Source organism: Isoptericola halotolerans (assembly GCF_003003075.1).
Classification (GTDB): Bacteria; Actinomycetota; Actinomycetes; order Actinomycetales; family Cellulomonadaceae; genus Isoptericola; species Isoptericola halotolerans_A.
The window spans coordinates 106,903-130,251 of record NZ_PVTX01000007.1; the positions used below are offsets into that span (position 1 = coordinate 106,903).

The following is a 23,349-nucleotide window of genomic DNA, read 5'->3' on the forward strand; positions in this document are numbered from 1 at the left end:
GTGCACGATGGGGCGGTGGCCCCGACCCCCGACGACCCCCTCGCCCGGTTCGCCCCCGCCACCCGGGCGTGGTTCACCGACGCGTTCGCCGGGCCGACGGCGGCGCAGGCCGGCGCCTGGGAGGCCGTCGGCGGCGGCCGGCACGCCCTGGTGGTCGCCCCGACCGGCTCCGGGAAGACGCTGGCGGCGTTCCTGTGGGCGATCGACCGGCTGACCTCCGTACCGCCCCCACCCGACCCGGCCCGTCGGTGCCGCGTGCTCTACGTCTCCCCGCTGAAGGCGCTCGCCGCGGACGTGCAGCGCAACCTGCGCGCCCCGCTCGCCGGCATCCGGCACGCCGCCGCGCGTGACGGTGGCGTCGCCCACGAGGTGACGGTCGGCATGCGCACGGGCGACACCCCGGCGTCCGAGCGCCGGGCGTTCGCCACCCGGCCCCCGGACGTCCTCGTGACCACGCCGGAGTCGCTCTTCCTCGTGCTGACGTCCGCGGCGCGCACCGGCCTGAGCGGCGTCGGCACCGTGATCGTCGACGAGATCCACGCCGTCGCCGGCACCAAGCGCGGCGCGCACCTGGCCGTCACGCTGGAGCGTCTCGACGAGCTGCTGGACCGGCCGGCCCAACGCATCGGGCTCTCCGCCACCGTCCGTCCGGTGGACGAGGTCGCCGGGTTCCTGGGCGGCGGCCGGACCCTGGCCGAGGGCGGGCGCGAGGTGGTCGTCGTGCAACCGCCGGCCGACAAGCGCTGGGACCTGCAGGTCGCCGTCCCCGTCCCCGACCTCACGGACCTCGGGGGGACGGACGAGCCGGACCTGTCCGGCGCGGCGGCGGCGCCGCAGCGGCAGGCCTCGGTGTGGCCGCACGTGACCGACCGGGTGGTCGACCTGGTCGCCGCGCACCGATCGACGCTCGTGTTCACCAACTCGCGGCGTGGCGCGGAGCGGCTGACCGCCCGGATCAACGAGACGTGGACGGAACGGCAGGGGCTCGGTGTCCTCGACCCCGGTGCCCAGCAGGCCGCGCAGGCACCCGGCCAGTCCGGTACGGCGGCGCCCCGGCCCGACGACGCGCCCGTGCTGGCCCGCGCCCACCACGGGTCGATGAGCCGGGCCGAGCGCACCCGCACCGAGTCCGACCTCAAGGCGGGCCTGCTGCCCGCCGTCGTCGCGACGTCGTCCCTCGAGCTCGGCATCGACATGGGCGCGGTCGACCTCGTGGTCCAGGTCGGCGCACCACCGTCGGTGGCCAGCGGGCTGCAGCGCATCGGCCGGGCCGGCCACCAGGTGGGCGCCGTCTCCCGCGGCGTCGTGCTGCCCACCTTCCGCGGCGACCTCGCGCCCGCGACCGTCGTCGTGCAGCGCATGCAGGACGGCGACATCGAGCCGCTGCACGTCGTGAGCAACCCGCTGGACGTCCTCGCCCAGCAGGTGGTGGCGGCGCTCGCCGTCGACGACTGGCCCGCCGACGAGCTGCTCGCGCTCGTGCGCCGATCCGCCCCGTTCACCGGGCTCGGCGACGCCACCTGGCACGCCGTCCTCGACATGCTCGCAGGACGCTACCCGAGCGAGGAGTTCGGCGAGCTGCGCGCCAGGATCGTCTGGGACCGGATCACCGGCCGGCTCTCGGCGCGGCCCGGGGCGCAGCGCCTCGCGGTCACCAGCGGCGGGACCATCCCCGACCGCGGCCTCTACGGGGTCTTCCTGGCCGGGGACGACGGCGGCCGCGGCGGCAAGCGCGTCGGCGAGCTGGACGAGGAGATGGTCTACGAGTCCCGTGCGGGCGACACCTTCACGCTCGGCTCCTCGACGTGGCGCATCGAGGACATCACGCCCGACCGCGTCGTCGTCACCCCGGCACCAGGACTGCCCGGCCGGCTGCCGTTCTGGAAGGGCGACGCCCCGGGCCGCCCGGCGCCGCTCGGGCGCGCCGTCGGGGCGTTCGTCCGGGAGGCCGACGACGCGCTCGCCGCCGACCCGGCCGCCGGCCGCGCCCACCTCCGGGCCGCCGGCCTGGACGCCTGGGCCGCGGACAACCTGGCGGGCTACCTCACCGAGCAGCGGGCTGCCACGGGGCGGCTGCCGGACGACCGGACGGTCGTGGTGGAACGTTTCCGGGACGAGCTCGGCGACTGGCGGGTGGTGGTGCACTCACCGCTCGGCGCCCGGGTGCACGCACCGTGGGCCCTGGCCGTGGCGGCCCGGCTGCGGGAGCGCCTGGGCGCCGACGTCGCGGCGATGCCCGCCGACGACGGCATCGTGCTGCGCCTGCCCGGTGACTCCCCGTGGGACGTCGAGGCCGGCGAGGCCGGTACCGAGCCCGTCATCACCACCGAGGACCTCCTGCTGGACCCCGACGAGGTGACCGACACGGTGCGCACCGAGCTCGGCTCGTCGGTGCTGTTCGCCGCGCGTTTCCGGGAGGCGGCGGCTCGCGCCCTGCTGCTCCCGCGCCGTCGGCCGGACCGACGGTCCCCGCTGTGGCAGCAGCGCCAGCGCGCGGCGCAGCTGCTGCAGGTGGCCTCCGTGCACCCCGAGTTCCCGATCATGCTCGAGGCCGCCCGGGAGTGCCTCCAGGACGACTTCGACGTCGCGGCCCTGCGCACCCTCATGGCGGACCTGGCCGCCGGCCGCGTCCGGCTGGTCGAGGTGACCACGCCGGAACCGTCGCCGTTCGCACGCTCCCTGCTGTTCGGCTACACCGCGCAGTTCCTGTACGACGGCGACGCCCCGCTCGCCGAACGGCGCGCGGCGGCGCTGTCCCTCGACCCCGCGCTGCTGGCCGAGCTCCTCGGTGAGCAGGGGGCGACCGACCTCGCCGACCTCCTCGACCCCGCCGCGGTCGAGCGCACCGAGGCAGAGCTGCAGGGACTCGACCCGGCACGCCAGGTCAAGGACGCCGAGGGCCTGTGGGACCTGCTGCGCAGGACGGGCCCGCACCCGCTCGCCGCGCTGCGCGACCGGACCCGCGACGACGCCCGCGACGACGTGGACGCGTGGCTCGACGACCTCGCGCGGGCCCGCCGGGTCTTCCCGGTCCGGGTCGCCGGGGGCGAGCAGTGGGCGGTCGTCGAGGACGCCGCGCGCTTGCGCGACGCCCTCGGCGCCGCCCTGCCCACCGGCCTGGCCGACGCGCACACGGCTCCCGTGCCCGACCCCCTGGGTGACCTGGTGCGCCGGCACGCCAGGACCCACGGGCCCTTCACGACCGGTGACGTCGCGCGCCGGTTCGGGCTGGGTGTGGCGGTCGTGGCCGCGGTGGTCGCGCGCCTCGAGCCCGACGGGATCCTCGTCCGGGGCGCTCTGCGCCCCGAGGTGCTGGGCGGCACGGGCGACGACCTGTGCGACCCGCGCGTCCTCCGGACCCTGCGACGGCGTTCGCTGGCCGCCCTGCGGGCCGAGGTGGAACCCGTCGAGCCGGAGGCGCTCGGCGTGTTCCTGCCCCGCTGGCAGGGAGTCACGTCGACACCGCTGCGAGGCACCGACGGCGTCCTGCGCGTCGTGGAGCAGCTCGCCGGGTCCGCCGTCCCGGCGTCCGCCCTGGAGACCCTCGTGCTGCCCGCCCGCGTGGCCGGCTACTCCCCCGCGCTGCTCGACGAGCTGACGACCACCGGAGAGGTCCTGTGGGCCGGCCACGGCTCGCTCGCCGGTGGCGGCGGCGGGGACGGGATGGTCAGCCTGCACCTGAGCGACGACGCACCCCTGACGCTCGCCGCGCCGTCGGACCTGGCACCGGACGGCCCGCTGGACTCCGACCTCCACCGGGTGGTGCTCGACCTGCTCTCAGGCTCCGGCGGGCACTTCCTGCCACGCCTGGCCGAGCTCGCCGACGCCTCGCCCCACGACACCCTCGAGGTCCTCTGGGACCTGGTGTGGGCCGGCCACGTCACGAACGACGGTCTCGCGGTGCTGCGCGAACGGGTCGGCGCCGGCGGCGGGGCGCACCGGGCGCCGCGGACCCCGGCCCGCGCCCGTCCCGTGCGCCGTTCCCGGTTCGCCCTCGCCCGGCCGGTGGCGCCTCGCGGGGGCGGCGGCCGTTGGTCGGCGCTGCCGGTGCGCGAGACCGACCCGACGCTGCGCACGCACGCGCTGACGCAGGTGCTGCTGGACCGGCACGGCGTGCTCACCCGGGCCGTGGCGCCCTCCGAGGGCGTGACCGGGCAGTTCCGGGACGTCTACCGCGTGCTGTCCGGCCTCGAGGAACGCGGGGCGGTGCGGCGCGGCTACTTCGTCGAACGGCTCGGCGGGTCCCAGTTCGCGCTCCCCGGGGCCGTCGACCAGCTCCGGGTCGACGCCGCGGAGCGCGACCGCCTGCGCGCCGACCCGGACGCGGTACGTCGTGCCGTCGTGCTCGCGGCCACCGACCCGGCCAACCCCTACGGGGCCGCCCTGGCCTGGCCGCACCCACCGGCCGCAGCGGGCGACCCGCCGGCGCACCGTCCCGGTCGCAAGGCCGGAGCCGTCGTCGTGCTGACCGCCGGGTCGCTCACGCTCTACGTGGAACGCGGCGGCCGCACGCTGCTGTCCTTCACCGACGACCCGGCCGAGCTCGGGCCTGCCGCCACCCGCCTCGCCGAGGCCGCCGGCGACGGGCGGCTGGGCAGGCTGCTGGTGCAGCGCATCGACGGGGAACCGGCCCTGACCGCTGCGCGGGACCGTGGGCCCGCCGCCGCGGCGCTGCTCGACCACGGCTTCGGGATCACGCCGCAAGGTCTACGGGTCGTGCCTCGCTGACCGCCGTGGTGGCGGGTACGGGCGACGGGTCGCGGGCGGGTCCCGGCGACTCACGGTCGACGATGTCGGCGAGGAGGAACAGGTAGCCGATCATGAGGACGAAGCCGACGCGCTCCAGCAGCCCGAAGGCGACGATGCCCGAGCCCACCGCCGCGAGCGGCAGGTGGACGGCCAGGAAGGCCGCGACCAGCACCGCCAGCGCCACCGTCGCCCGCCGCAGACGCCGGGGCGCCGCGGAACGGGGCGCGCCGACCTGCCGTGCCACGCAGTGGCCCACGACCGGGAGCACCACGAACGCGGCAGCAGCGCTGGTCCGGTGCACCACGGCCGAGAGGGTGGTCGCCACCCCGGGCGGATCCGTCGGGAAGACGCCGACCAGCACCATCGCGACGGCAAAGACCATCATCGCGGCACCAGGCAGAGGGCCGGTCGCCAGTCCCGTCCGGTACGCCCGTCCCACCACGACGAGCCCGACGAGCGCGAGGACCGTCCCGCCGAGCAGGATCGCCTCGCCACCGCCGGGGACGAAGGCGTAGAAGCTGACAGGGTCGATCACCGGGTCCACGATGCCGGCTCCGAGGACGTGGGCGACGACCATCGCGCCGAGGGCCACCGCGCCCCACCGACCGACCGTGCGCACGCTGCCACGAACTGCCTGGTCGTGGCGGGGTTCTGGGGCAAGGGGAGACATGGCCCCAAGGATGTCCGAAAAGTCCGCGTCGATCCATCGGGTACTTCCCTGGTGCGTCCCTGATCCGTGCCCGTGGCACCCTGAAGCCACCATCGAGAGGAGCGGAGGGACAGATGCCCGAGGGAGACGTGCTGCGGCTCACGGCCGAGCGTCTCGAGCAGGCGCTCCGCGGCTCGCCGCTCGTGCGGGCGGAGCTGCGCTGGCCGAGCGCCGCCGGCGCCGACCTCGTCGGCCGCACCGTGACGTCGTGCACCGCGTACGGCAAGCATCTGCTGACCCGGTTCGACGACGGCCGCACGCTGCACACGCACCTGCGGATGGACGGGTCGTGGCGGGTCGAGGCCACCGGCGGGCGCGCCGCGGCCGCGCGCCGGCCGGAGGTCCGGGCCGTCCTGGCCACGTCCCGCTGGACGTGCGTGGGATGGCGTCTCGGCATGCTGGACCTGCTGCGCACCCACGACGAGCCGCACCTGCTCGCTCATCTGGGGCCCGACGTCCTCGGAGCAGAGTTCCCGGGTGCCGGCATCACCGAGGGCATCCGCCGGATGCAGGACCAGGGTTCCCGTCCGCTGTGCGACGTGCTGCTCGACCAGGGGGTCGTCGCCGGCCTCGGGACGATCTGGATGGCCGAGACGCTGCATGCCCTGTCGCTGTGGCCCTGGACCCCGGCGGACGCGCTGGACGACCCCGCCCGACGTCGGCTGCTGACCACGGCCCGACGGCTCATGGGCCGCAGCGTCGATGTCGGCCGCTCCCGCGGGCTGCAGGCGGTGCCGCGCGCCGTGCACGGACGGCTCGGCAGACCGTGCCACCGGTGCCGCACACCCGTCGCCGTCGGGCAGGCGAACGAACCGCCGTACGAACGCCCGGTCTTCTGGTGTCCGACCTGCCAACCGCGCGGTGCGACCGACCCGGACCGCTGAGCGGGCCGAGCGGGCGTGCCTCAGCCGACCGGCGTCAGGTCCTCGCGCGTAGAGGTGCCGCGGGAATACATCCCGGCGAGCACGTCGGCCGGGATCGTGTCCGGCACGTGCAGGCCCTCGGCGACGGCGATCTTGTCGCTGACCTCACGGAGCACGAGCGACAGCGGCACGTCGAGGGCCTCGCAGATCGAGGCGAGCAGCTCCGAGGAGGCTTCCTTCTGGCCGCGCTCGACCTCGCTGAGATAACCCAGCGAGACCCGTGCGGCCGAGGACACCTCACGCAGGGTGCGCCCCTGACGCTGCCGCGCGTCGCGCAGCACGTCACCAATCTCTCGTCGAAGGACGATCATGTCGCGCCCCCTTCCTTCCTCCACCACCCCGTGTCGAGGGGTGGCACTACCGTACCCCGAGCTGTGGGGGACACGCCGACCGGGTCGGGCATCGATACGGGTTCGTGGCCTGTCTGCGATCACACCTGCCCAACGCCCGCCGCCCCACCGGTGTTCCCGGCACCCGAGCGCATGCCGGATCACCGCCCGGCGGACACACTTCCTTCACCCCCGAGCAGATCCTCCGCGAGCCCGAGGACCGCACCGACCGCACCCTGGCGCACCGCCGCGCGGCCGCCGTCGAGCTCGAGCCTGCGCACGGCCGACCTCGCCGGGGTCACCACGGCCACGAACACCAGTCCGGGCGGCTTGCCGTCCTGTGCATCGGGACCCGCCACGCCCGTCGTGGCCAGCCCGACGTCCGCACCCGTCGCACGACGGACCCCACGCGCCATCGCCTCCGCCACGTCCGCGTCGACGGCACCGCGCTCCGCCAGCAGCCCGGGCTCCACTCCCAGCAACGTCCGCTTGAGCTCGGTCGCGTAGGCGACCACCCCGCCTCGGACCACCGACGACGCACCCGGCACCTCGACCATCGCGGCCGTCACGAGACCACCGGTCAACGACTCCGCGACACCGATCGTCCAGTGCCGGGCAGCAGCGTGCTCCAGCAACGTCCGAGCACTCATCCGGCGCGCTCCGGGCGTCGGGCGTCGCGGCGGATGCGCCATCCCTGGACGACGTAGTCGACGCCGGTGACGACCGTGACCGCGATGGCGGCGCCCATGACCACCCACGCGAGGACCAGGACCGACGAGTGGAGGTGGTCCAGAGGCAGCAGGAAGAGCAGGATCGCCGCGATCTGCAGCACCGTCTTGATCTTGCCGCCGCGCGAGGCGGGCATCACCGCGTACCGCAGCATCCCCATCCGCATCGCCGTGATACCCAGCTCACGGACCAGGATGACGGCGGGCACCCACCAGGGCAGCTCGCCCAACGGCCACCAGAGCAGCACGAGCGCCGCGCCCACGAGCGCCTTGTCGGCGATCGGGTCCAGGATCTTGCCCAGATCGGTCACCAGGCCTCGCGAGCGGGCGAGGTGGCCGTCGACCTTGTCGCTCACGGCGGCCACGGCGAAGATGCCGGTCGCCACCAGTCGCCACGTCACGGACTGTCCGTCGTCCACGAGCAGCGCCCACGCGAAGACCGGGACGAGGGCGATGCGCACCATGGTCACGAGGTTCGCGATGTTCCACGGCGAGGGTGTGGCGTCCATCCGTCCAGCCTACTGGGGTGGTCGCCGACCCCGTCCCGCCGGCCACTTCACCCACGGCTCCAGGACCGCCGCGCCCCACTGCGGCCCGCACCCCGGTAGTGTCGCGGCGTGCAGCACTCGCGGCCACACGGACCGGCGCACGCGCGCGACCGGGGCGCGCCCGCCGCGACACCGGTCCGTCTGCTGGTGGTCGCGGCGGCCGCCCTGGCGATCGTCACCGCCTGCGAGGTGGTCACCGATCCGGCCCTCCCGGCGGCGACCGTCACGGCGTCGCCGGACCTGACCGTCGCCAAGGATGCCCCGCCGGAACCGGTGCCTCCGGCGACGTTCACGGTCCTGGCGGCAGGGGACCTGCTCCCCCACGGCCCCGTGGTGCGGTCCGCCGACGGTGGCAGCGACTTCGCCGCGCTGCTGTCCGGCCTCGACCCGTGGGTCGCCGGTGCGGACCTGGCGCTGTGCCACATGGAGGTCCCGGTGGCCCCACCCGGCACGGCGCCCAGCGGGTACCCGTCGTTCGGTGCGCCCGCCGGCCTGGTGGACGCCGTCGCCGCCCAGGGCTGGGACGGCTGCTCGACCGCCTCCAACCACTCGGTCGACCGGGCCTATGCCGGTGTGGTGGCCACGCTCGACGCCTTCGACAGCGCCGGCCTCGGGCACGTCGGCACGGCCCGCTCGACGGCCGAGCAGTCCGCTCCGCAGCGGTACGAGCTCGAGCGAGCAGGCCGGACCCTGACGGTGGCGCACCTCTCGGCGACCTACGGGCTCAACGGTCTGCCGATGCCGCCGGAGGCCCCGTGGGCCGTGGACCTCATCGACGCCGACCGGCTGGTCGACGCCGCCGGCCGCGCGCGCGAGGAGGGCGCCGACGTCGTGCTGGTCAGCCTGCACGCCGGTGTCGAGTACACCGAGGAGCTCACCGACGAGCAGGTGGGCGTCGTCGCCGCGCTGGGGGCCTCCGGTGTCGTCGACCTGGTGATCGGGCACCACGCCCACGTACCGCAGCGTGTCGCCCGGGTCGACGGCGGCCCGGGCGGCGACGGGATGTGGGTGGCCTACGGGCTCGGCAACCTGCTGTCGAACCAGAGCGCGGCGTGCTGCGACGCCCGCACGAGCAACGGCGTGCTGCTCTCCGCGACCTTCTCCCAGGACCGGCCGTCCGGTCCCACCCTGATCGACGAGGTCCGCTGGACCGGGACCACCGTCGACCTCGCCGCCGGGCACCGGGTGCACGCGCTGCCGGACGCCCTCCGCGACCCGGGGAGCACCACCCTGACGGAGGCCGAGCTGTCAGCCCGCCAGGAGCGCGTCCGGGACGCCGTCCGGGACGCCGCCGCCGAACGCAGGCGCCCGCCCACGCCCACGGGAGACGAGCCCGTGGTGCTCCCCCGTGACGCCGGCGACGGCGCAGCCCGCGACTGACCTCGCCCGGGCGACGCCGGCGCACCGTCAGCGCACCGGGTCCTCCGCGTCGGTGTCCGCGCCGTCGTGGTACTCGGTGGCGACCGGCGGCCGGTGCGAGTCGGTGCCGTCGGCGTACGGGTCCGTCGTGCCGTCGTCGGACTCCTGGTCGTAGGCCGGTGCCGGTGCCGTCTCCCCGCGGATCAGGGCGAGCGCGGCGGGCAGGTCGTCCGGCTGCACCAGGACGTCGCGAGCCTTCGAGCCCTCCGACGGTCCGACGATCTCCCGGGACTCCAGGAGATCCATGAGACGTCCGGCCTTGGCGAAGCCGACGCGGAGCTTGCGCTGCAGCATCGAGGTGGAGCCGAACTGGGTGGAGACCACCAGCTCGGCCGCCTGGAGCAGCAGGTCGAGGTCGTCGCCGATGTCCTCGTCGATCTGCTTCTTCACGGCCGCCGGGGCCGTGACGTCCTGGCGGTAGACCGGCTTGAGCTGCGACTTCACGTGCTCGACCACGGCGTGCACCTCGGACTCGGTCACCCAGGCGCCCTGCACGCGCATCGGCTTGGCCGCGCCCATCGGGAGGAACAGGGCGTCGCCCTGGCCGATGAGCTTCTCGGCGCCCGGCTGGTCGAGGACCACGCGCGAGTCCGTGACCGACGACGTCGCGAAGGCGAGACGTGACGGCACGTTGGCCTTGATCAGTCCCGTGACGACGTCGACGGAGGGACGCTGCGTCGCGAGCACGAGGTGGATGCCCGCCGCGCGCGCCAGCTGCGTGATGCGCTGGATCGAGGCCTCGACGTCCCGCGGGGCGACCATCATGAGGTCCGCGAGCTCGTCGACGACGACCAGCAGGTACGGGTACGGCGCGATCTTCCGCTCGGAGCCCGGCAACGGCTTGACCTTGCCGGAGCGGACCCCGGCGTTGAAGTCGTCGATGTGCTTGAAGCCGAAGGTCGCGAGGTCGTCGTACCGGGCGTCCATCTCGCGCACGACCCACTCGAGCGCCTCGGCCGCCTTCTTGGGGCTGGTGATGATGGGCGTGATGAGGTGCGGGATGCCCTCGTAGATCGTGAGCTCGACGCGCTTGGGGTCCACCAGGACCAGGCGCACCTGCTCCGGCGTCGCGCGCATGAGGATCGAGGTGATCATCGAGTTGATGAAGCTCGACTTGCCCGCGCCCGTCGCGCCCGCGACGAGGATGTGCGGCATCTTCGCCAGGTTGGCGACGACGAAACCGCCCTCGACGTCCTTGCCCACGCCCATGACCATCGGGTGCTCCGTGCGGCGCGCCGCCGAGGATCGCAGCACGTCACCGAGCACGACCGTCTCGCGGTCGGAGTTGGGGATCTCGATACCGATCGCCGACTTGCCGGGGATGGGCGACAGGATGCGTACGTCCGCACTGGCCACCGCGTAGGCGATGTTGTTGGACAACGACGTGATCCGCTCGACCTTGGTCTTCGCGCCGACCTCGACCTCGTAGCGTGTGACCGTGGGCCCACGGGTGAAGTTCGTGACCTCCGCGTCCACCCCGAAGTCCGCGAACACCTTGGTCAGCGACTCGACGACACGGTCGTTCACCGCGGAACGCGTCTTGTGGGGGGCACCCTCGACGAGGGCCTCCTCGCTCGGGAGCAGGTACACCGTGTCGCCCGAGAGCATCGGCTGCTCCGCGCGCCCGGCCGGGGCGGGCGACGGCTCGGGCGCGGTGCGCGGGGCCGCCGCCGCTGCGGCGGGCACGATGGTGCCGGTGGCCGCGGGCTGCGTGCCCGCGGGGACCCGCTGGGTGCCGCCGGAGCGCTCGCTCTTGCGCCGCCCACCCTGCGCGGCGTCCCCGGCCGGGTCGAGGGTGGCTGCCTTCTCGAAGGCCTCGTCCCCGGCGTACTGGTCCAGCTCCGCCGCGGCCGCGTCCGCGGCCCGCTCCGCCTTGGTGCGACGTTTGCGCCGCTTGCGCGGCTTGGCCGTCTCGTCGGAGCCGTCGTGGGCCGAAACCCCGTCCGCGAGCCGCAGACCGTCGTCGGCGACGTCACCCTCGTGGTGGTTTCCCGTCAACCGGTCGTACAGGCCGCGCACCCGCTCGGGGATGCGATGGACCGGCGTCGCGGTGACCACGAGCAGCCCGAAGAACCCGAGCAGGAGGAAGAGCGGGACCGCCACCCAGGGAGTGACGCCGATGACGACCGGCGTCGCGGCGAGGTAGCCGATGATGCCGCCGGCCTCCTGGACCTGATCGAACCCGTCGCGCGGCGAGGGCGTGCCCTCGGCGATCGCCACGAGCGAGCAGACCGAGACGACCAGGAGGCTCAGCCCGATGGCGACGCGCGAGTTGGCCTGACCGCGCTCGGGGTGGCGCATCACGCGCACACCCAGCCACAGCAGCAGCACGGGGACGGCCACGCCCGCCAGCCCGACGGTGCCCGCCACGACGGCGTGGACGACCAGGCCGAACGTGCCGGGGATCCCCCACCACTCCCGCGCGGCCACGACGAGCGCGACAGCGATGAGGAAGAAGGCCACGCCGTCCCGACGGTGCTCCGGTTCCAGGTCTCTCGCTCCCTTGGTGATCGTGCGTGTCACGGTGCCCAGGCCGTGCGCGACGCCCAGGTAGGCGCCACGCACCATCCGGACGGGCCACGGTGGGCCGCTACGCGCCGGCCGACGACCGGACGTCCGCGCCCCCCGCGAGGCTCCGGAGCGGGCCGACGACGATCGTGCGGACGCGCCACGTCCCGAGGCGGACGACGAGGCGCGCCGCCCCGTCCGTGCCCCGCCCCGTGCAGCCCCGGGATTCTTCCGGGCGGTCGTCCGGGTCGCCATGATGCCCTCACCGTACCCGGGCGGCGAGGTCCGACGTCGCAGGCCGCGGGCGCGTGTCACACCCGGCTGGCGTGAGCAGGGTCACCGCGCTCGCGAGCTCGCTCCGCCTCAGGCCTCGACGACGACGGGGACGATCATGGGCCGACGGCGCAGCCGTCGGTTGACCCACTGACCGATCACGCGCCGCATCACCTGCTGCAGCTGATGAGTGTCCGTCGCACCGCCGGCGATCGCGTCCTCGAGCGCCTTGACCACGTCCGGCTGGATCTCGTCGAACACCGCCGCGCCCTCGGCCATGCCGCGCGCGAGGATCTGCGGACCCGCGAGCACCTTGCCGGTGGCGGAGTCCACGACGGCGAAGACGGACACGAAGCCTTCCTCGCTCAGCACCCGGCGGTCCTTGAGCTCGTTCTCGGTGACCTCGCCGACCGACGAGCCGTCCACGAACACGTAGCCGCACGGCACGGCGCCCACCACGGAGGCGCGCCCGTCCACGAGGTCCACGACGACCCCGTCCTCCGCGAGGACGACGCGGTCGGCAGGGATGCCCGTCTTCACCGCGAGCGCCGCGTTGGCCACGAGGTGGCGCACCTCGCCGTGCACGGGCATGACGTTCTTGGGCCGGATGATGTTGTAGCAGTACAGCAGCTCGCCGGCGCTGGCGTGCCCCGAGACGTGGACCTTCGCGTTGCCCGAGTGCACGACGCGCGCGCCGAGCCGCGTCAGTCCGTTGATGACCCGGAACACGGAGTTCTCGTTGCCCGGGATGAGCGAGCTCGCGAGGATCACCGTGTCGCCGTGGCCGATCTTGACGCGGTGGTCACCGTTCGCCATGCGGCTCAACGCGGCCATCGGCTCACCCTGCGAGCCGGTGCACATGTACACGAGCTCGTCGTCGGGGATGTCGCCGGTCCGCTTGAGGTCGACCAGCACGCCGGGCGGCACGTCCAGGTAGCCGAGCTCCGCTGCGATGCCCATGTTGCGGATCATCGAGCGCCCGGCGAGCGCCACCTTGCGGCCGTGCGCGTGGGCGGCGTTGAGGACCTGCTGCACCCGGTGCACGTGCGAGGAGAACGACGCGACGACGATGCGCTTCTCCGCCTGGGCGAACACGCTGTCCAGGACGGGCCCGATCTCGACCTCGTTGGTGACGAACCCCGGCACCTCCGCGTTGGTCGAGTCCACCATGAACAGGTCGACGCCCTGCTCGCCGAGACGCGCGAAGGCCCGCAGATCGGTGACCCGGCCGTCGAGCGGGAGCTGGTCCATCTTGAAGTCGCCGGTGTGCAGCACCGTGCCCGCACCGGTCGTGACGGCCACGGCCAGGGCGTCGGGGATGGAGTGGTTGACCGCGACGAACTCGAGACCGAAGACCCCGAGCCGGACCGTGTCGTTCTCCGCGACGACCCGCGTCACCGGCTTGATGCGGTGCTCCTTCAGCTTCGCCTCGAGGAAGGCGAGCGTGAGCTGGGAGCCGTAGATCGGGATGTCGCGGCGACGGCGCAGCAGGTACGGCACCGCGCCGATGTGGTCCTCGTGCCCGTGCGTGAGGACGATCGCCTCGATGTCGTCGAGACGGCCGGCCAGGTACTCGAAGTCCGGCAGGATCAGGTCGACGCCGGGCTGGTGGTCCTCGGGGAAGAGGACCCCGCAGTCGATGACGAGCAGCCGGCCGTCGTACTCGAGGACGGCCATGTTCCGTCCGACCTCGCCGAGCCCCCCGAGCGCCACGATGCGCAGTCCGCCCGCAGGCAGTTCGGGAGGAAGGGGAAGTTCGGGGTGCGGGTGGCTCACGTGGCCTCCTGGCCTGTGTGGGTTACGGGAGGGTGGAGACGGTGTCCAGGACACCGCCGGCGGCGAGGGCGGCGCGCATCACGGCGACGTCGGCGTCGGTGGCGGCGACGTTCGGGAGGCGCAGCTCGCGGTTCGTGTGGGCGCCCAGGATCTCCAGGGCCGCCTTGGCCATCACGGCCTGGGCCCCGGCGCCGTTGATGGCGGCGATCACCGGCAGCGTCGTCACGAAGGTCTCGAGGGCGCCGGTGTGGTCGCCCGCGTCGAAGCGCCGCACGACCTCCGCGAAGGCTCCGGCCACGACGTGGGCGGAGACGGAGACGATCCCGGCGCCACCGTGGGAGAGGAACGGCAGCAGCAGGGTGTCGTCGCCCGAGTACCAGGCGAGCCCCGTGGCGGCGCGCAGGGCGGGGACGCCGGTCAGGTCGCCGGTGGCGTCCTTGGTCGCGACGACGCGGGGGTGGGCGGCGATGCGCTCGTACGTCGCCGGCGCGATGCGCACGCCCGCGCGGCCGGGGATGTCGTACAGCATGACGGGCAGCTCGGTCGCGTCCGCGACCGCGGCGAAGTGACGGTAGAGCCCCTCCTGCGTCGGGCGCGAGTAGTACGGCGAGACGACGAGCAAGCCGTCGGCACCGGCTTCCGCAGCCTGCTCGGCCATGCGCACGGCATGGGCGGTGTCGTTGGACCCGGCCCCGGAGAGCACGGCGGCACGGTCGCCGACGGCGTCGACCACCGCACGCACGAGCGCCGCCTTCTCGGGGGCGTGGGTCGCCGGAGCCTCGCCCGTCGTCCCCGACAGCACGAGGCCGTCGTTCCCCTCGTCGACGAGGCGCCGCGCGAGTGCCGCAGCGGCCTCCAGATCGATCTCCCCGGTGGCCGTCATGGGAGTGACCATCGCGGTGAGAACGGCGCCGAACGGGCGCGCAGGGGTACCGGGCAGCGTCATGGGGACACCGTACCGTTTGCCGCCCCTTCCTCGTGCTGCTGTCCACGTGCTCGGGGCCGCCGCGTGAGACGCCGTGCCAGGGTGCTTCCCGGAGCGCACCCGGGCTGTTGCGGCGGCCCGGCGCCGCCACATACTGGATGGTATGACTGCGACGACGGCACCTTCTTCCGTGCGTGACACCCCCACCCAGGTCCTCGTCGGTGGCGAGTGGCGCCCGGCCTCAGGCGGCTCGACCTTCGACGTCGTCGACCCGGCCACCGAGGAGGTGCTGACGAGCGTCGCGGACGGGTCCGGCGACGACGGACTGGCCGCGCTGGCCGCCGCGCACGAGGCGGCACCGGCGTGGGCCGCCGTCCCGCCGCGGGACCGCTCGGAGCTGCTGCGGGCGTGCTTCGAGACGATCGTCGACCGCACGGACGAGCTCGCGGCCCTCATCACGGCCGAGGGCGGCAAGCCGCTCGCCGAGTCGCGTGCCGAGGTCGCGTACGGCGCGGAGTTCTTCCGCTGGTTCGCCGAGGAGGCCGTCCGGGCGCCCGGCCTGATGCGCACGGCACCGGCCGGTGCCAACCGCCAGCTCGTGCATCGCAGGCCCGTCGGCCCGGCGCTGCTGATCACGCCGTGGAACTTCCCGATCGCGATGGCGACGCGCAAGATCGGGCCGGCTCTCGCCGCGGGCTGCCCGGTGGTGATCAAGCCGGCGCAGCTCACTCCGCTCACCACCATGGCCGTCGCCGAGATCCTGCGCGCGGAGCTCGCCGCGCGCGACCTGCCGAGCGGAGTCGTCAACGTGGTGCCGACGTCGTCGGCGAGGTCGGTGACCGAGCCCGTGATCGCCGACGGCCGGTTGCGCAAGCTCTCCTTCACCGGGTCCACGGGCGTCGGCCGGGTCCTGCTCGGGCAGGCGGCGGAGCAGGTGCTCAACTGCTCGATGGAGCTGGGCGGCAACGCGCCGTTCGTCGTCTTCGCGGACGCCGATCTCGACGCCGCCGTCGAGGGCGCGATGGTCGCGAAGCTGCGCAACGGCGGGCAGTCCTGCGTCGCCGCCAACCGCTTCCTGGTGGACGGCAGCGTCGCGCACGAGTTCGCCGAGCGGCTCGCCGCCCGGTTCTCCCGGCTCTCCGTGGGACCGGGCGCCGAGGGGCACGACGTCGGACCGCTGATCGGTGCGAGCGCCGTCGACAAGGTCGACGAGCTCGTCAGCGACGCCACGGACCGCGGCGCGCACGTGCTCGTCGGCGGCGCGCGGCCGGACGGGAGGGGCTACTTCTACTCCCCCACCGTGCTCGCCGGTGTCCCCGCCGACGCCCGCTGCGTCACCGAGGAGATCTTCGGCCCCGTGGCACCCGTCGTCGCCTTCGACGGCGCCGACGAGGCGATCGCCCTGGCCAACGGTACGGAGTACGGCCTGGCGGCCTACGCCTACACCCGGGACGTGGACCTGGCGATGCGGGCCGCCCACGAGATCGAGGCCGGCATGATCGGCATCAACCGCGGCATGGTGTCGGACGCGAGCGCGCCGTTCGGGGGCGTCAAGCAGTCCGGGCTGGGGCGCGAGGGCGGGGCGGCCGGCCTGGAGGAGTACCTGGAGACGGTGTACGTCGCGTTGTGACCCACCCCGCGACGCATGGTTTCCTGTGCCCGTGAGTCGACCCCTGGCTCCCGAGGTCTCCGCTGCCGTCCGGCAGGGCGCCGGCGTCGCCGTCGCCACCGGGCTGTACGGGATCTCCTTCGGCGCGCTGGCCGTGGTCGCGGGTCTGTCCGTGGCACAGACCGCCGCGCTCAGCCTGCTGCTGTTCTCCGGCGGGTCGCAGTTCGCCCTCATCGGCGTCGTGGCCGCGGGTGGTTCACCCCTCGCCGCGGTCGCCACCTCCACCCTGCTCGGAGCGCGCAACATGCTCTACGGCGCGGTCGTCTCCCCCCTGCTGTCCCTGCACGGCTGGCGTCGGGCGGTGGCCGCCCAGGTGACGATCGACGAGTCCACGGCGGTCGCGGTGGGGCAGCGCACCCCCGCGGCCGTCCGCGCCGGGTTCTGGACGGCCGGCGTCGGCGTGTTCGTGCTGTGGAACGCCTTCACGCTCGTGGGCGCGCTGGCCGGTGACGCGCTCGGGGACCCACGGGCCTGGGGCCTCGACGCGGCGGCGGGAGCGGCGTTCCTCGCGCTCGTGTGGCCACGCCTGGCCGAACGACGGGCGCAGGCCGTGGCCGGGCTGGCGGTGGTGGTGACGCTGGCGCTGGTCCCCGTCGCGCCGGCGGGGATCCCGGTGCTCGCGGCGGCCGGTGTCGCCATCGTGGTCGGCGCCACCGCCCCTGCCGCGCCGCCCCCGGCAACGGGTACGGAGGCCGACCGATGACCACCACCGTGCTGTGGTCGACGGTGCTCCTCGCGTCAGTCGCCAGCTTCGGCCTCAAGCTCGCCGGCCACCTCGTGCCCGAGCACTGGCTGGCCACCGCGCGGGTGCAACGGACCTCCACGCTCGTCACCGTGGCGCTGCTCGTTTCCCTGGTGGTCGTGCAGACGTTCGCCGCCGGCTCGTCGGTCGTCGTCGACGCCCGCGTCCCCGCCCTCGCGGTGGCCGCCGTCGCGCTGGCGCTGCGGGCGCCGTTCATCGTGGTGGTCGTCCTCGCGGCGGCGGCCGCCGCCGGCCTGCGGGCGCTGGGCTGGGGCTGAGTGCGGGGCCTGCCTGCTCCGGCACGCTCTAGGCTGGCCCGATGCCCTCCCCCGGCCGCGCGCCGCGCCCCACCGCTCCGCGCCCCGAGGTCGACCTGGCCCGCTGGTCGCTCATGGCGCAGTTCGCCCTGTTCGGGGTGCTCGGCACCTCCTGGATGAGCCGGCTGCCCTCGATCCGGTCCGAGCTCGGCCTCAGCGCCGGTCAGCTCGGCTCGCTCCTGGTGGTCGGTGGCGCCGGCACGCTGCTCGCGGTGCTCGTCACCGGTGCCGTCGTCGCACGCTTCGGGAGCCGGCGGACGCTCGCCGCCGCCACGGCGGGCAACGTGGCCGGCTTCGGCGTCCTCGCGCTCGCCACGGCCACCGGCAGCATCCCGCTGTTCGCCGTCGGCGCGTGCGTGAACGGGATGTGCGGCGCCCTGACCAACATCCCGATCAACATCAGTGCGGCCGGGGTCGAGCGGGCCGTCGGACGGGCTACCCTTCCCCACTTCCACGCGGCGTTCTCCGTCGGCGCCGCACTCGGCGCCCTGGTGGGTGCCGGCTTCGCCTGGTCGGGAGCGCACGTCGCCGTGCAGCTCGTCGTGGTGACCGCCGCCGTGACCCTCGTGCGGGCCCTGCTCGTCGTGCCGGCGACGATGCTGGCCCCCGCCCACGGGCGGCCCGCCACCCTCGGCGCCGATGCCCGGCGTGGCAGCGGGGCGCGCGCGGCGCTGGCCGCGTGGCGGGAGCCCCGGACGCTGCTGATCGGTCTGGTGCTGCTCGCTGCCTCCCTCTCCGAGGGGTCGGCCGGGACATGGCTGGCGCTCGCCGTCGTCGACGGGTTCGCCGCGCGCGAGGCGGTCGGGGCCGTCGCGTACGGGACCTTCGTCGCGTCGATGACCGTCGTCCGGTTCGCCGGCACCGGGCTGATCGACCGCTACGGGCGGGTCGCCGTCCTGCGCGTCTCGGGGTTGTCCGCCCTGGCAGGGCTGCTCCTGTTCGGGCTCGCGCCCGCCCTCGTCCTGGCGTGGGTCGGCGTGGTGCTGTGGGGCTGCGGAGCCGCGCTGGCGAACCCGATCGCCATCTCGGCGGCGTCCGACGAGCCCCTCCACGCCGCGCCACGCGTGTCCGTCGCGACCTCGTTCTCGACGATGTCGATGCTCGCCGCGCCGCCGCTGCTCGGGCTGCTGGCCGACGAGGTGGGCGTGCGTTCGGCCCTGCTCGTGATCTGCGGTGCGGTCGTCCTCAGCATCGCCGTGGCCGGTCAGGTCCGGCCCCCGCAAGACGCACCCGTGGCGTCCACCGCCCGCTGGTGAGCACCTAGGGTGTGGCCATGGCACTGTTCCGCGAGACCGCCGACGTCTCCGTCCGTCCCGCAGTCCCCGGCGACGAGGAGGCCGTGACGCAGGTCCAGGTCGACGCGTGGCGGACCACCCATGCCGAGACGCTCGGGGGCGCCGTCGACGCCCTCGACGAGCAGACGATGCGGCAGCGATGGACCGAGGCGATCGCGCGACCGCCCGGCCCGGGGTTCGCCGTCCTCGTCGCGCTCGACGGACCGAAGGTCGTCGGCTTCGCCGCCGTCGGACCGGGTCAGGTCATGGCACTGGAAGTGGCTCCCGACCACCGGCTCGCGGGCCACGGATCCCGGCTCCTCGCCGCCGCCGTCGACCGGCTGCGCACCGACGGCTCCGAGGAGGTCGTCACCTGGGTCCTCGACGGCGACGACGGCCGCGAGCGGTTCCTCGCCTCCTCGGGCCTCCGGCCCGACGGGGTCGAGCGGGCTCTCGCCGCGGGCGTGCGCGACGTCGTCGAGCGCCGCTGGTCGGCCGTCATCTGACCTCGCGGGGCGTGTCGCGCCCCTCCGGCGGCTCGTCGCCGCCGGCCGCGCCGTCGCCGGCCGCGCCGTCGGCGGCCGTGTCGTCGGTGGCCGTGTCGTCCACCGGGGTGGAGACCGACCTGGGCCCCGCCGCCGCGGCGGGAGCGAACTGCGGGTTCGCGGACCCGAGCACCGAACCGCCCGTCACCACGACGCCGACCTTCTCCGCCTGCTCGCGCAGCCCCCACAGCTCGCGGGAGACGGACCGCACCGCGAATCCGGACACGAGGTGGATCGAGCCCGCGACGAAGGCGAACAGCGCGAAGACGATCGTCACCAGCCGGAGCACGTCGAAGGAGTCGAGCGGACGCGTGACGAGCAGCAGACCGAACAACCCCGCCGTGATGCCGAAGGTGATCATCCACGGCCAGCCGAGGTCGCGGTTGCGCGCCAGGGCGGCGCCACCGACGACGGCGACGATCCCGAGCACGATCGCCCAGCTCGCCAGGACGTAGTAGAGCGGCGTCGGGTCCAGCTCCGGCCAGAACGCCACGGCCACGCCGAAGAGCACGTTGACGCCTGCCTGCGCGAGCCACCACGCCGAGCCCACCTGGTGGCGGTGCACGAACCACTGGACCACGACCAGGACCGCGTCCAGCACGAGGAACGCGCCCACGAGCAGCCGCAGCACCCCCAGCTCGCCGAGGGGCTCGATCATCAGCAGCAGCCCGAGCACCACGAAGGCGATGCCGCGTACGACGGGCAGCCACCAGACCCGCCGGAACGGGTTGCGGAACTCCCCGACGGCTGCGTCCTGCGTCCCCGTGCCCGAGTCCTCGCGTGTCATGCGCAGTCCTCCCGTCGTCCGCTGCTGACCTGCGGTCATGCTACGAGCACGGTCGCCGGGCCGCACGGCAGGACGACGCCGGCGGGCGCGACGGGCGCAGGGTGACAGGATGAGCCGGTGCCACCGTCAGCCTCCACCACCCGCACCGTCCGTGACGCCGCCGGCGGGATCGCGGTCCTCGCGGTCGCGAACTTCGTCGCCATCACCACCGAGGTGCTGCCCGTCGGACTGCTGCCGCAGCTCGCGCGCGGCGTCGGCGTGTCGGAGTCGACCGCAGGGCTTCTCGTCACCGTCTACGCCCTGGTCGTCGCGGCCTGCGCCGTCCCGCTGACCCTGGCCACGCAGCGGTTCCCCCGCAAACCGCTGCTCCTCGTGACGCTCGCGACCTACGTGGCCGGCAACCTGCTCGTCGCCGTCGCCCCGTCCTACGCCGTCATGGCGGCTGGACGCACGCTCGGCGGGATCGGCCACGCCGTGTTCTTCTCGGTGTCGATCGCGTACGCCGCCCGACTCGTCGGCCCGCTCTACACCGGCCGGGCCCTGACCCTCGTCACCGCCGGCGGGACGATGGGGTTCGTCCTGGGCGTGCCCCTGTCGACCTCGCTGGGGACCGCCGTCGGCTGGCGCTGGTCGTTCGCGCTGCTCGCGGGCGTCTGTGCCCTGACGGCGCTCCTGGTGGCACGGCTGCTGCCCGCCGTGGCCGTCGCGACACCGCCGGCGCGGGACCGCGCGGTCGCGCGCCGGGGGCGCCGGCGGCTGGGCGTCGTGGTCGGCACCAACACGGTGCTGTTCGGCGGGCACTACGCCGTGTACACCTACATCTCCCTGCTGCTCCTGAGCACGGGGCTGTCCGAGGCGGCCGTCGGCCCGGTGCTCCTCCTCTTCGGAGCCCTGGGACTCGTGGGGCTGTGGGCGGCTGCCCGCTACCTGGACCGCACGCCACGCGCCCTGACCATCACCGCGATGGCCACCATCGTCGGCTCGCTGACCGCCCTCGCGCTCGTGCTCCCCCACGCCGCGGGCGTGCTCGTGGCCGGCGGCGTGTGGCTCGCCGCGTTCGGTGCCATCCCGGCGACGTTCCAGGCGGCGGCCCTGCGCACGCAGGGCGCCACGGCCGACGTCGCCGGGGCGTTCGTCAACGCGACGTCCAACCTCGGCATCGGCCTCGGAGCCGCCCTCGGAGCCGTCGTCGTCGCCGGACCGGGAACCCGCGTCCTGGCGCTGACCGGCGCCGGCGTCGTCGCGCTGGCCTGCCTCGCCGTCGTCGTGGCGCGCGGCGCCTTCCCGCGGGACCCGGCCGCGGCGAGCGCCGACCCCACGCGGTAACCGGCGCGTGACCCCGGCGTAGCACGTGCGTGCCAGCCTGGACCCATGGGTCAGGTGGGCAGGGGCGCCGGGGCGATCGTCACCGACTACTTCGCCGCGCCGACCGACGCGCTGGCGGCGACCGTCGCCCGGCAGCCGGACGGACCGTCCAGCGCGGCGCGCGGCTCCGGCGAGGCCCTGTTCGACACCGTCCGCATGCCGTCGGTGGACCCGTTCGTCATGCTCGGCACCCTGGCCGGGCACCTCTGCCGGCGCCCCTACGGCGAGGTCACCGGGAACCCACGGCACGGCATCGTCCTGACCGGCGGTGCGGAGGGGCCGTGGGTGGCCACCGTCTCGGACGTCGTCGCCGTCGAGCTCGCCGCGGCGTCCCCGGAGCACCTTGCCGACGTCGCGGTCCTCGCGGCTGGGCCGACCGGGCCGGTCGGCGCCGGGGCCGACGATCTGGCCACCGCACTGCGCGAGCTCGGTGAGCTGGCCGCGCGGGCGCTCGCCGTGCGGCACGCGCTCTACTGCTGGACGGTGCTGACGGACGAGGTCAGCCGCGCGGGCTGAAGAGCGACGAGGCCTGACGCAGCGCCGCCCGCGCACGACGGCGGTCCCCCGCGGCGTCGTAGGCGAACGCCAGGCGGTACCAGGCCCGCCAGTCCGTCGGCGCCGCGTCGACCGCGTCCCGGAACTCGCCGAACGCCTCGTCCGCCGCCGCACGGTCGATCCTGCCGCCGGGCGAGCGCGGGAGGTCGTCCACCGGGAGCTGCCCCGCGGCCGCCAGCTCGTCGGCCATGCGCTGCACGCGCGCGGCCAGCCAGAACTCTCGTGCGACGAGCCCGATCACCAGCAGCGGGATGATCAGCACGGCGAGGCCGATGCCGATGAGCAGCGGCTCGCCGCTGCCCACCATGGCCGCGCCACGCTCCACGATCGCCACGACGTACAGCGCGAGGAGCGCGGAGACGGCGAGCGCCCCGACGAGGCCACGGGGCAGCCGCCGCCGGACGCCCTCCGGCGCGCCGTCGTCGGTCACGACAGGTCCAGCACGTTCTCGAGGCCGACCGTCAGGCCCGGTCGTGACCCGACCTCCCGCACGGCGAGCAGGACGCCCGGCATGAAGCTGGCCCGGTCGAACGAGTCCTGGCGGATCGTCAGCTGCTCACCGGCGTTGCCGAAGAGGATCTCCTCGTGCGCCACCAGACCGCGCAGGCGCACGGCGTGCACCCGGACCCCGTCGACGTCCGCGCCCCGGGCCTCCCAGCCGTCCTGGGTCGCGTCGGGCGACGGCCCGAGCCCCGCGTCGGCCCGGGCGGCGGCGATCGCCGCCGCCGTGTGCCGCGCCGTGCCGGAGGGTGCGTCGACCTTGTTCGGGTGGTGCAGCTCGACGACCTCGGCGGACTCGAAGTAGCGCGCCGCCTTGGCGGCGAACGTCATGGCGAGCACGGCGGACAGCCCGAAGTTGGGGGCGATGAGCACGCCGAGGCCCTCGTCGCCGCGCTCGGCGTTGACCCGCTCGAGGTGCTCCACGACCCGGCCCCGGGACCCGTCGTCCCACCCGGTGGTGCCCACCACGGCGTGCGCCCCGGCGTCCAGGACGGCGTGCACGTTGTGCTCCGTCACCGCCGGGACGGTGAAGTCCACGGCGACGTGCGCGCCGGAGTCCCGGACCCCCGCCCCGACGTCGTCCCCCGCGTCCAGCCGGGCGACGAGCTCGAGGTCCTCCGCCTCCTCGACGGCGGCGCACGTCTGGGCCCCCATGCGCCCGGCGGCGCCGATGACGGCCACCCGGACGACGCTGCTGGTGCTCACGA

General features: G+C 74.7%; 20 protein-coding genes. 10 read left to right on the plus strand and 10 right to left on the minus strand.

Features of this window, described 5'->3' with window-relative positions; all coding sequences use genetic code 11:
- The first annotated feature begins 15 nt into the window (after positions 1–15).
- Complete coding sequence (locus BCL65_RS11230; RefSeq protein ID WP_181340735.1) at positions 16–4,728, plus strand: ATP-dependent helicase; 4,713 nt, start codon at positions 16–18, stop codon at positions 4,726–4,728.
- Here BCL65_RS11230 and BCL65_RS11235 read toward each other — a convergent pair.
- On the minus strand, positions 4,694–5,368 hold the full coding sequence (locus BCL65_RS11235; protein WP_165799998.1) for a DUF998 domain-containing protein: 675 nt from the start codon (positions 5,366–5,368) through the stop codon (positions 4,694–4,696). The genes BCL65_RS11230 and BCL65_RS11235 overlap by 35 nt on opposite strands.
- A gap of 164 nt (positions 5,369–5,532) precedes the next feature.
- Between BCL65_RS11235 and BCL65_RS11240 the strand changes: the two genes are divergently transcribed.
- Positions 5,533–6,342, plus strand: coding sequence for a DNA-formamidopyrimidine glycosylase family protein (locus tag BCL65_RS11240; RefSeq protein WP_106268049.1), 810 nt, complete (start codon positions 5,533–5,535; stop codon positions 6,340–6,342).
- A gap of 20 nt (positions 6,343–6,362) precedes the next feature.
- Here BCL65_RS11240 and BCL65_RS11245 read toward each other — a convergent pair whose 3' ends face one another.
- The 3 genes from BCL65_RS11245 to pgsA form a co-directional block, all read right to left on the minus strand.
- Positions 6,363–6,692 (minus strand): helix-turn-helix domain-containing protein, encoded by a 330-nt coding sequence (locus BCL65_RS11245; protein WP_106268051.1) that lies wholly within the window; start codon positions 6,690–6,692, stop codon positions 6,363–6,365.
- A 179-nt stretch (positions 6,693–6,871) separates the two neighbouring features.
- On the minus strand, positions 6,872–7,360 hold the full coding sequence (locus tag BCL65_RS11250) for a CinA family protein (protein WP_106268053.1): 489 nt from the start codon (positions 7,358–7,360) through the stop codon (positions 6,872–6,874).
- Entirely contained in the window at positions 7,357–7,947 is a 591-nt protein-coding gene (gene pgsA, locus BCL65_RS11255; RefSeq protein ID WP_106268055.1) for a CDP-diacylglycerol--glycerol-3-phosphate 3-phosphatidyltransferase, read from the minus strand. The genes BCL65_RS11250 and pgsA overlap by 4 nt, the downstream gene beginning before the upstream one ends.
- 108 nt (positions 7,948–8,055) lie before the next feature.
- Here pgsA and BCL65_RS11260 point away from each other — a divergent pair, with 108 nt between their 5' ends.
- A complete protein-coding gene (locus BCL65_RS11260; protein WP_243401014.1) occupies positions 8,056–9,366 on the plus strand; it encodes a CapA family protein in 1,311 nt (436 codons plus the stop codon).
- A 27-nt stretch (positions 9,367–9,393) separates the two neighbouring features.
- On the opposite strand, the gene BCL65_RS11265 is transcribed toward BCL65_RS11260, so the two are convergent.
- The 3 genes from BCL65_RS11265 to dapA all read right to left on the minus strand — a co-directional run bounded on the left by BCL65_RS11265 (position 9,394) and on the right by dapA (position 14,908).
- Positions 9,394–11,973, minus strand: coding sequence for an FtsK/SpoIIIE family DNA translocase (locus BCL65_RS11265; RefSeq protein ID WP_106268057.1), 2,580 nt, complete (start codon positions 11,971–11,973; stop codon positions 9,394–9,396).
- A gap of 303 nt (positions 11,974–12,276) precedes the next feature.
- Positions 12,277–13,962, minus strand: a complete 1,686-nt coding sequence (locus tag BCL65_RS11270; RefSeq protein WP_106268059.1) for a ribonuclease J — start codon at positions 13,960–13,962, stop codon at positions 12,277–12,279.
- Between the two features lie 22 nt (positions 13,963–13,984).
- The gene (dapA, locus tag BCL65_RS11275) at positions 13,985–14,908 is read right to left on the minus strand and encodes a 4-hydroxy-tetrahydrodipicolinate synthase (RefSeq protein WP_106268060.1); all 924 of its coding nucleotides are present in this window, start codon (positions 14,906–14,908) and stop codon (positions 13,985–13,987) included.
- Between the two features lie 142 nt (positions 14,909–15,050).
- Here dapA and BCL65_RS11280 point away from each other — a divergent pair, with 142 nt between their 5' ends.
- Genes BCL65_RS11280 through BCL65_RS11300 form a run of 5 tightly spaced genes read left to right on the plus strand, consistent with a single transcriptional unit; the run spans position 15,051 to position 19,395 of the window.
- A complete protein-coding gene (locus tag BCL65_RS11280) occupies positions 15,051–16,517 on the plus strand; it encodes an NAD-dependent succinate-semialdehyde dehydrogenase (RefSeq protein WP_106268062.1) in 1,467 nt (488 codons plus the stop codon).
- Between the two features lie 31 nt (positions 16,518–16,548).
- Positions 16,549–17,259: an AzlC family ABC transporter permease gene (locus BCL65_RS11285; RefSeq protein WP_106268300.1), complete on the plus strand. Its 711-nt coding sequence runs from the start codon at positions 16,549–16,551 to the stop codon at positions 17,257–17,259.
- Positions 17,256–17,576, plus strand: a complete 321-nt coding sequence (locus BCL65_RS11290; RefSeq protein ID WP_106268064.1) for an AzlD domain-containing protein — start codon at positions 17,256–17,258, stop codon at positions 17,574–17,576. The genes BCL65_RS11285 and BCL65_RS11290 overlap by 4 nt, the downstream gene beginning before the upstream one ends.
- A 41-nt stretch (positions 17,577–17,617) precedes the next feature.
- Positions 17,618–18,871: an MFS transporter gene (locus BCL65_RS11295; protein ID WP_106268066.1), complete on the plus strand. Its 1,254-nt coding sequence runs from the start codon at positions 17,618–17,620 to the stop codon at positions 18,869–18,871.
- A gap of 17 nt (positions 18,872–18,888) precedes the next feature.
- Positions 18,889–19,395, plus strand: a complete 507-nt coding sequence (locus tag BCL65_RS11300; protein WP_106268068.1) for a GNAT family N-acetyltransferase — start codon at positions 18,889–18,891, stop codon at positions 19,393–19,395.
- Here BCL65_RS11300 and BCL65_RS11305 read toward each other — a convergent pair.
- Positions 19,388–20,221 (minus strand): HdeD family acid-resistance protein, encoded by an 834-nt coding sequence (locus tag BCL65_RS11305; protein ID WP_165799999.1) that lies wholly within the window; start codon positions 20,219–20,221, stop codon positions 19,388–19,390. The two genes, BCL65_RS11300 and BCL65_RS11305, sit on opposite strands and share 8 nt — an antisense overlap.
- Before the next feature lie 117 nt (positions 20,222–20,338).
- On the opposite strand from BCL65_RS11305, the gene BCL65_RS11310 reads away from it, so the two are divergent.
- Both BCL65_RS11310 and BCL65_RS11315 read left to right on the plus strand, forming a co-directional pair.
- Positions 20,339–21,547, plus strand: a complete 1,209-nt coding sequence (locus tag BCL65_RS11310; protein WP_106268072.1) for an MFS transporter — start codon at positions 20,339–20,341, stop codon at positions 21,545–21,547.
- A gap of 45 nt (positions 21,548–21,592) precedes the next feature.
- Positions 21,593–22,102: a hypothetical protein gene (locus tag BCL65_RS11315; protein ID WP_165800000.1), complete on the plus strand. Its 510-nt coding sequence runs from the start codon at positions 21,593–21,595 to the stop codon at positions 22,100–22,102.
- Here BCL65_RS11315 and BCL65_RS11320 read toward each other — a convergent pair.
- Together BCL65_RS11320 and dapB are read right to left on the minus strand one after the other, a co-directional pair.
- Positions 22,086–22,571 carry a tetratricopeptide repeat protein gene (locus BCL65_RS11320; RefSeq protein ID WP_106268074.1) on the minus strand — a complete coding sequence of 162 codons (486 nt, stop codon included), beginning with the start codon at positions 22,569–22,571 and terminating at the stop codon, positions 22,086–22,088. The two genes, BCL65_RS11315 and BCL65_RS11320, sit on opposite strands and share 17 nt — an antisense overlap.
- Positions 22,568–23,347 (minus strand): 4-hydroxy-tetrahydrodipicolinate reductase, encoded by a 780-nt coding sequence (gene dapB, locus BCL65_RS11325; RefSeq protein WP_258176968.1) that lies wholly within the window; start codon positions 23,345–23,347, stop codon positions 22,568–22,570. The genes BCL65_RS11320 and dapB overlap by 4 nt, the downstream gene beginning before the upstream one ends.
- Positions 23,348–23,349: the final 2 nt, after the last annotated feature.

Coding starts and splice junctions, on each gene's coding strand:
- BCL65_RS11240 (WP_106268049.1), top strand. CDS start 5,533: ATGCCCGAGGGAGACGTGCTGCGGCTCACGGCCGAGCGTCTCGAGCAG.
- BCL65_RS11245 (WP_106268051.1), bottom strand. CDS start 6,692: ATGATCGTCCTTCGACGAGAGATTGGTGACGTGCTGCGCGACGCGCGG.
- BCL65_RS11250 (WP_106268053.1), bottom strand. CDS start 7,360: ATGAGTGCTCGGACGTTGCTGGAGCACGCTGCTGCCCGGCACTGGACG.
- pgsA (WP_106268055.1), bottom strand. CDS start 7,947: ATGGACGCCACACCCTCGCCGTGGAACATCGCGAACCTCGTGACCATG.
- BCL65_RS11265 (WP_106268057.1), bottom strand. CDS start 11,973: ATGGTGCGTGGCGCCTACCTGGGCGTCGCGCACGGCCTGGGCACCGTG.
- dapA (WP_106268060.1), bottom strand. CDS start 14,908: ATGACGCTGCCCGGTACCCCTGCGCGCCCGTTCGGCGCCGTTCTCACC.
- BCL65_RS11280 (WP_106268062.1), top strand. CDS start 15,051: ATGACTGCGACGACGGCACCTTCTTCCGTGCGTGACACCCCCACCCAG.
- BCL65_RS11290 (WP_106268064.1), top strand. CDS start 17,256: ATGACCACCACCGTGCTGTGGTCGACGGTGCTCCTCGCGTCAGTCGCC.
- BCL65_RS11295 (WP_106268066.1), top strand. CDS start 17,618: ATGCCCTCCCCCGGCCGCGCGCCGCGCCCCACCGCTCCGCGCCCCGAG.
- BCL65_RS11300 (WP_106268068.1), top strand. CDS start 18,889: ATGGCACTGTTCCGCGAGACCGCCGACGTCTCCGTCCGTCCCGCAGTC.
- BCL65_RS11305 (WP_165799999.1), bottom strand. CDS start 20,221: ATGACACGCGAGGACTCGGGCACGGGGACGCAGGACGCAGCCGTCGGG.
- BCL65_RS11315 (WP_165800000.1), top strand. CDS start 21,593: ATGGGTCAGGTGGGCAGGGGCGCCGGGGCGATCGTCACCGACTACTTC.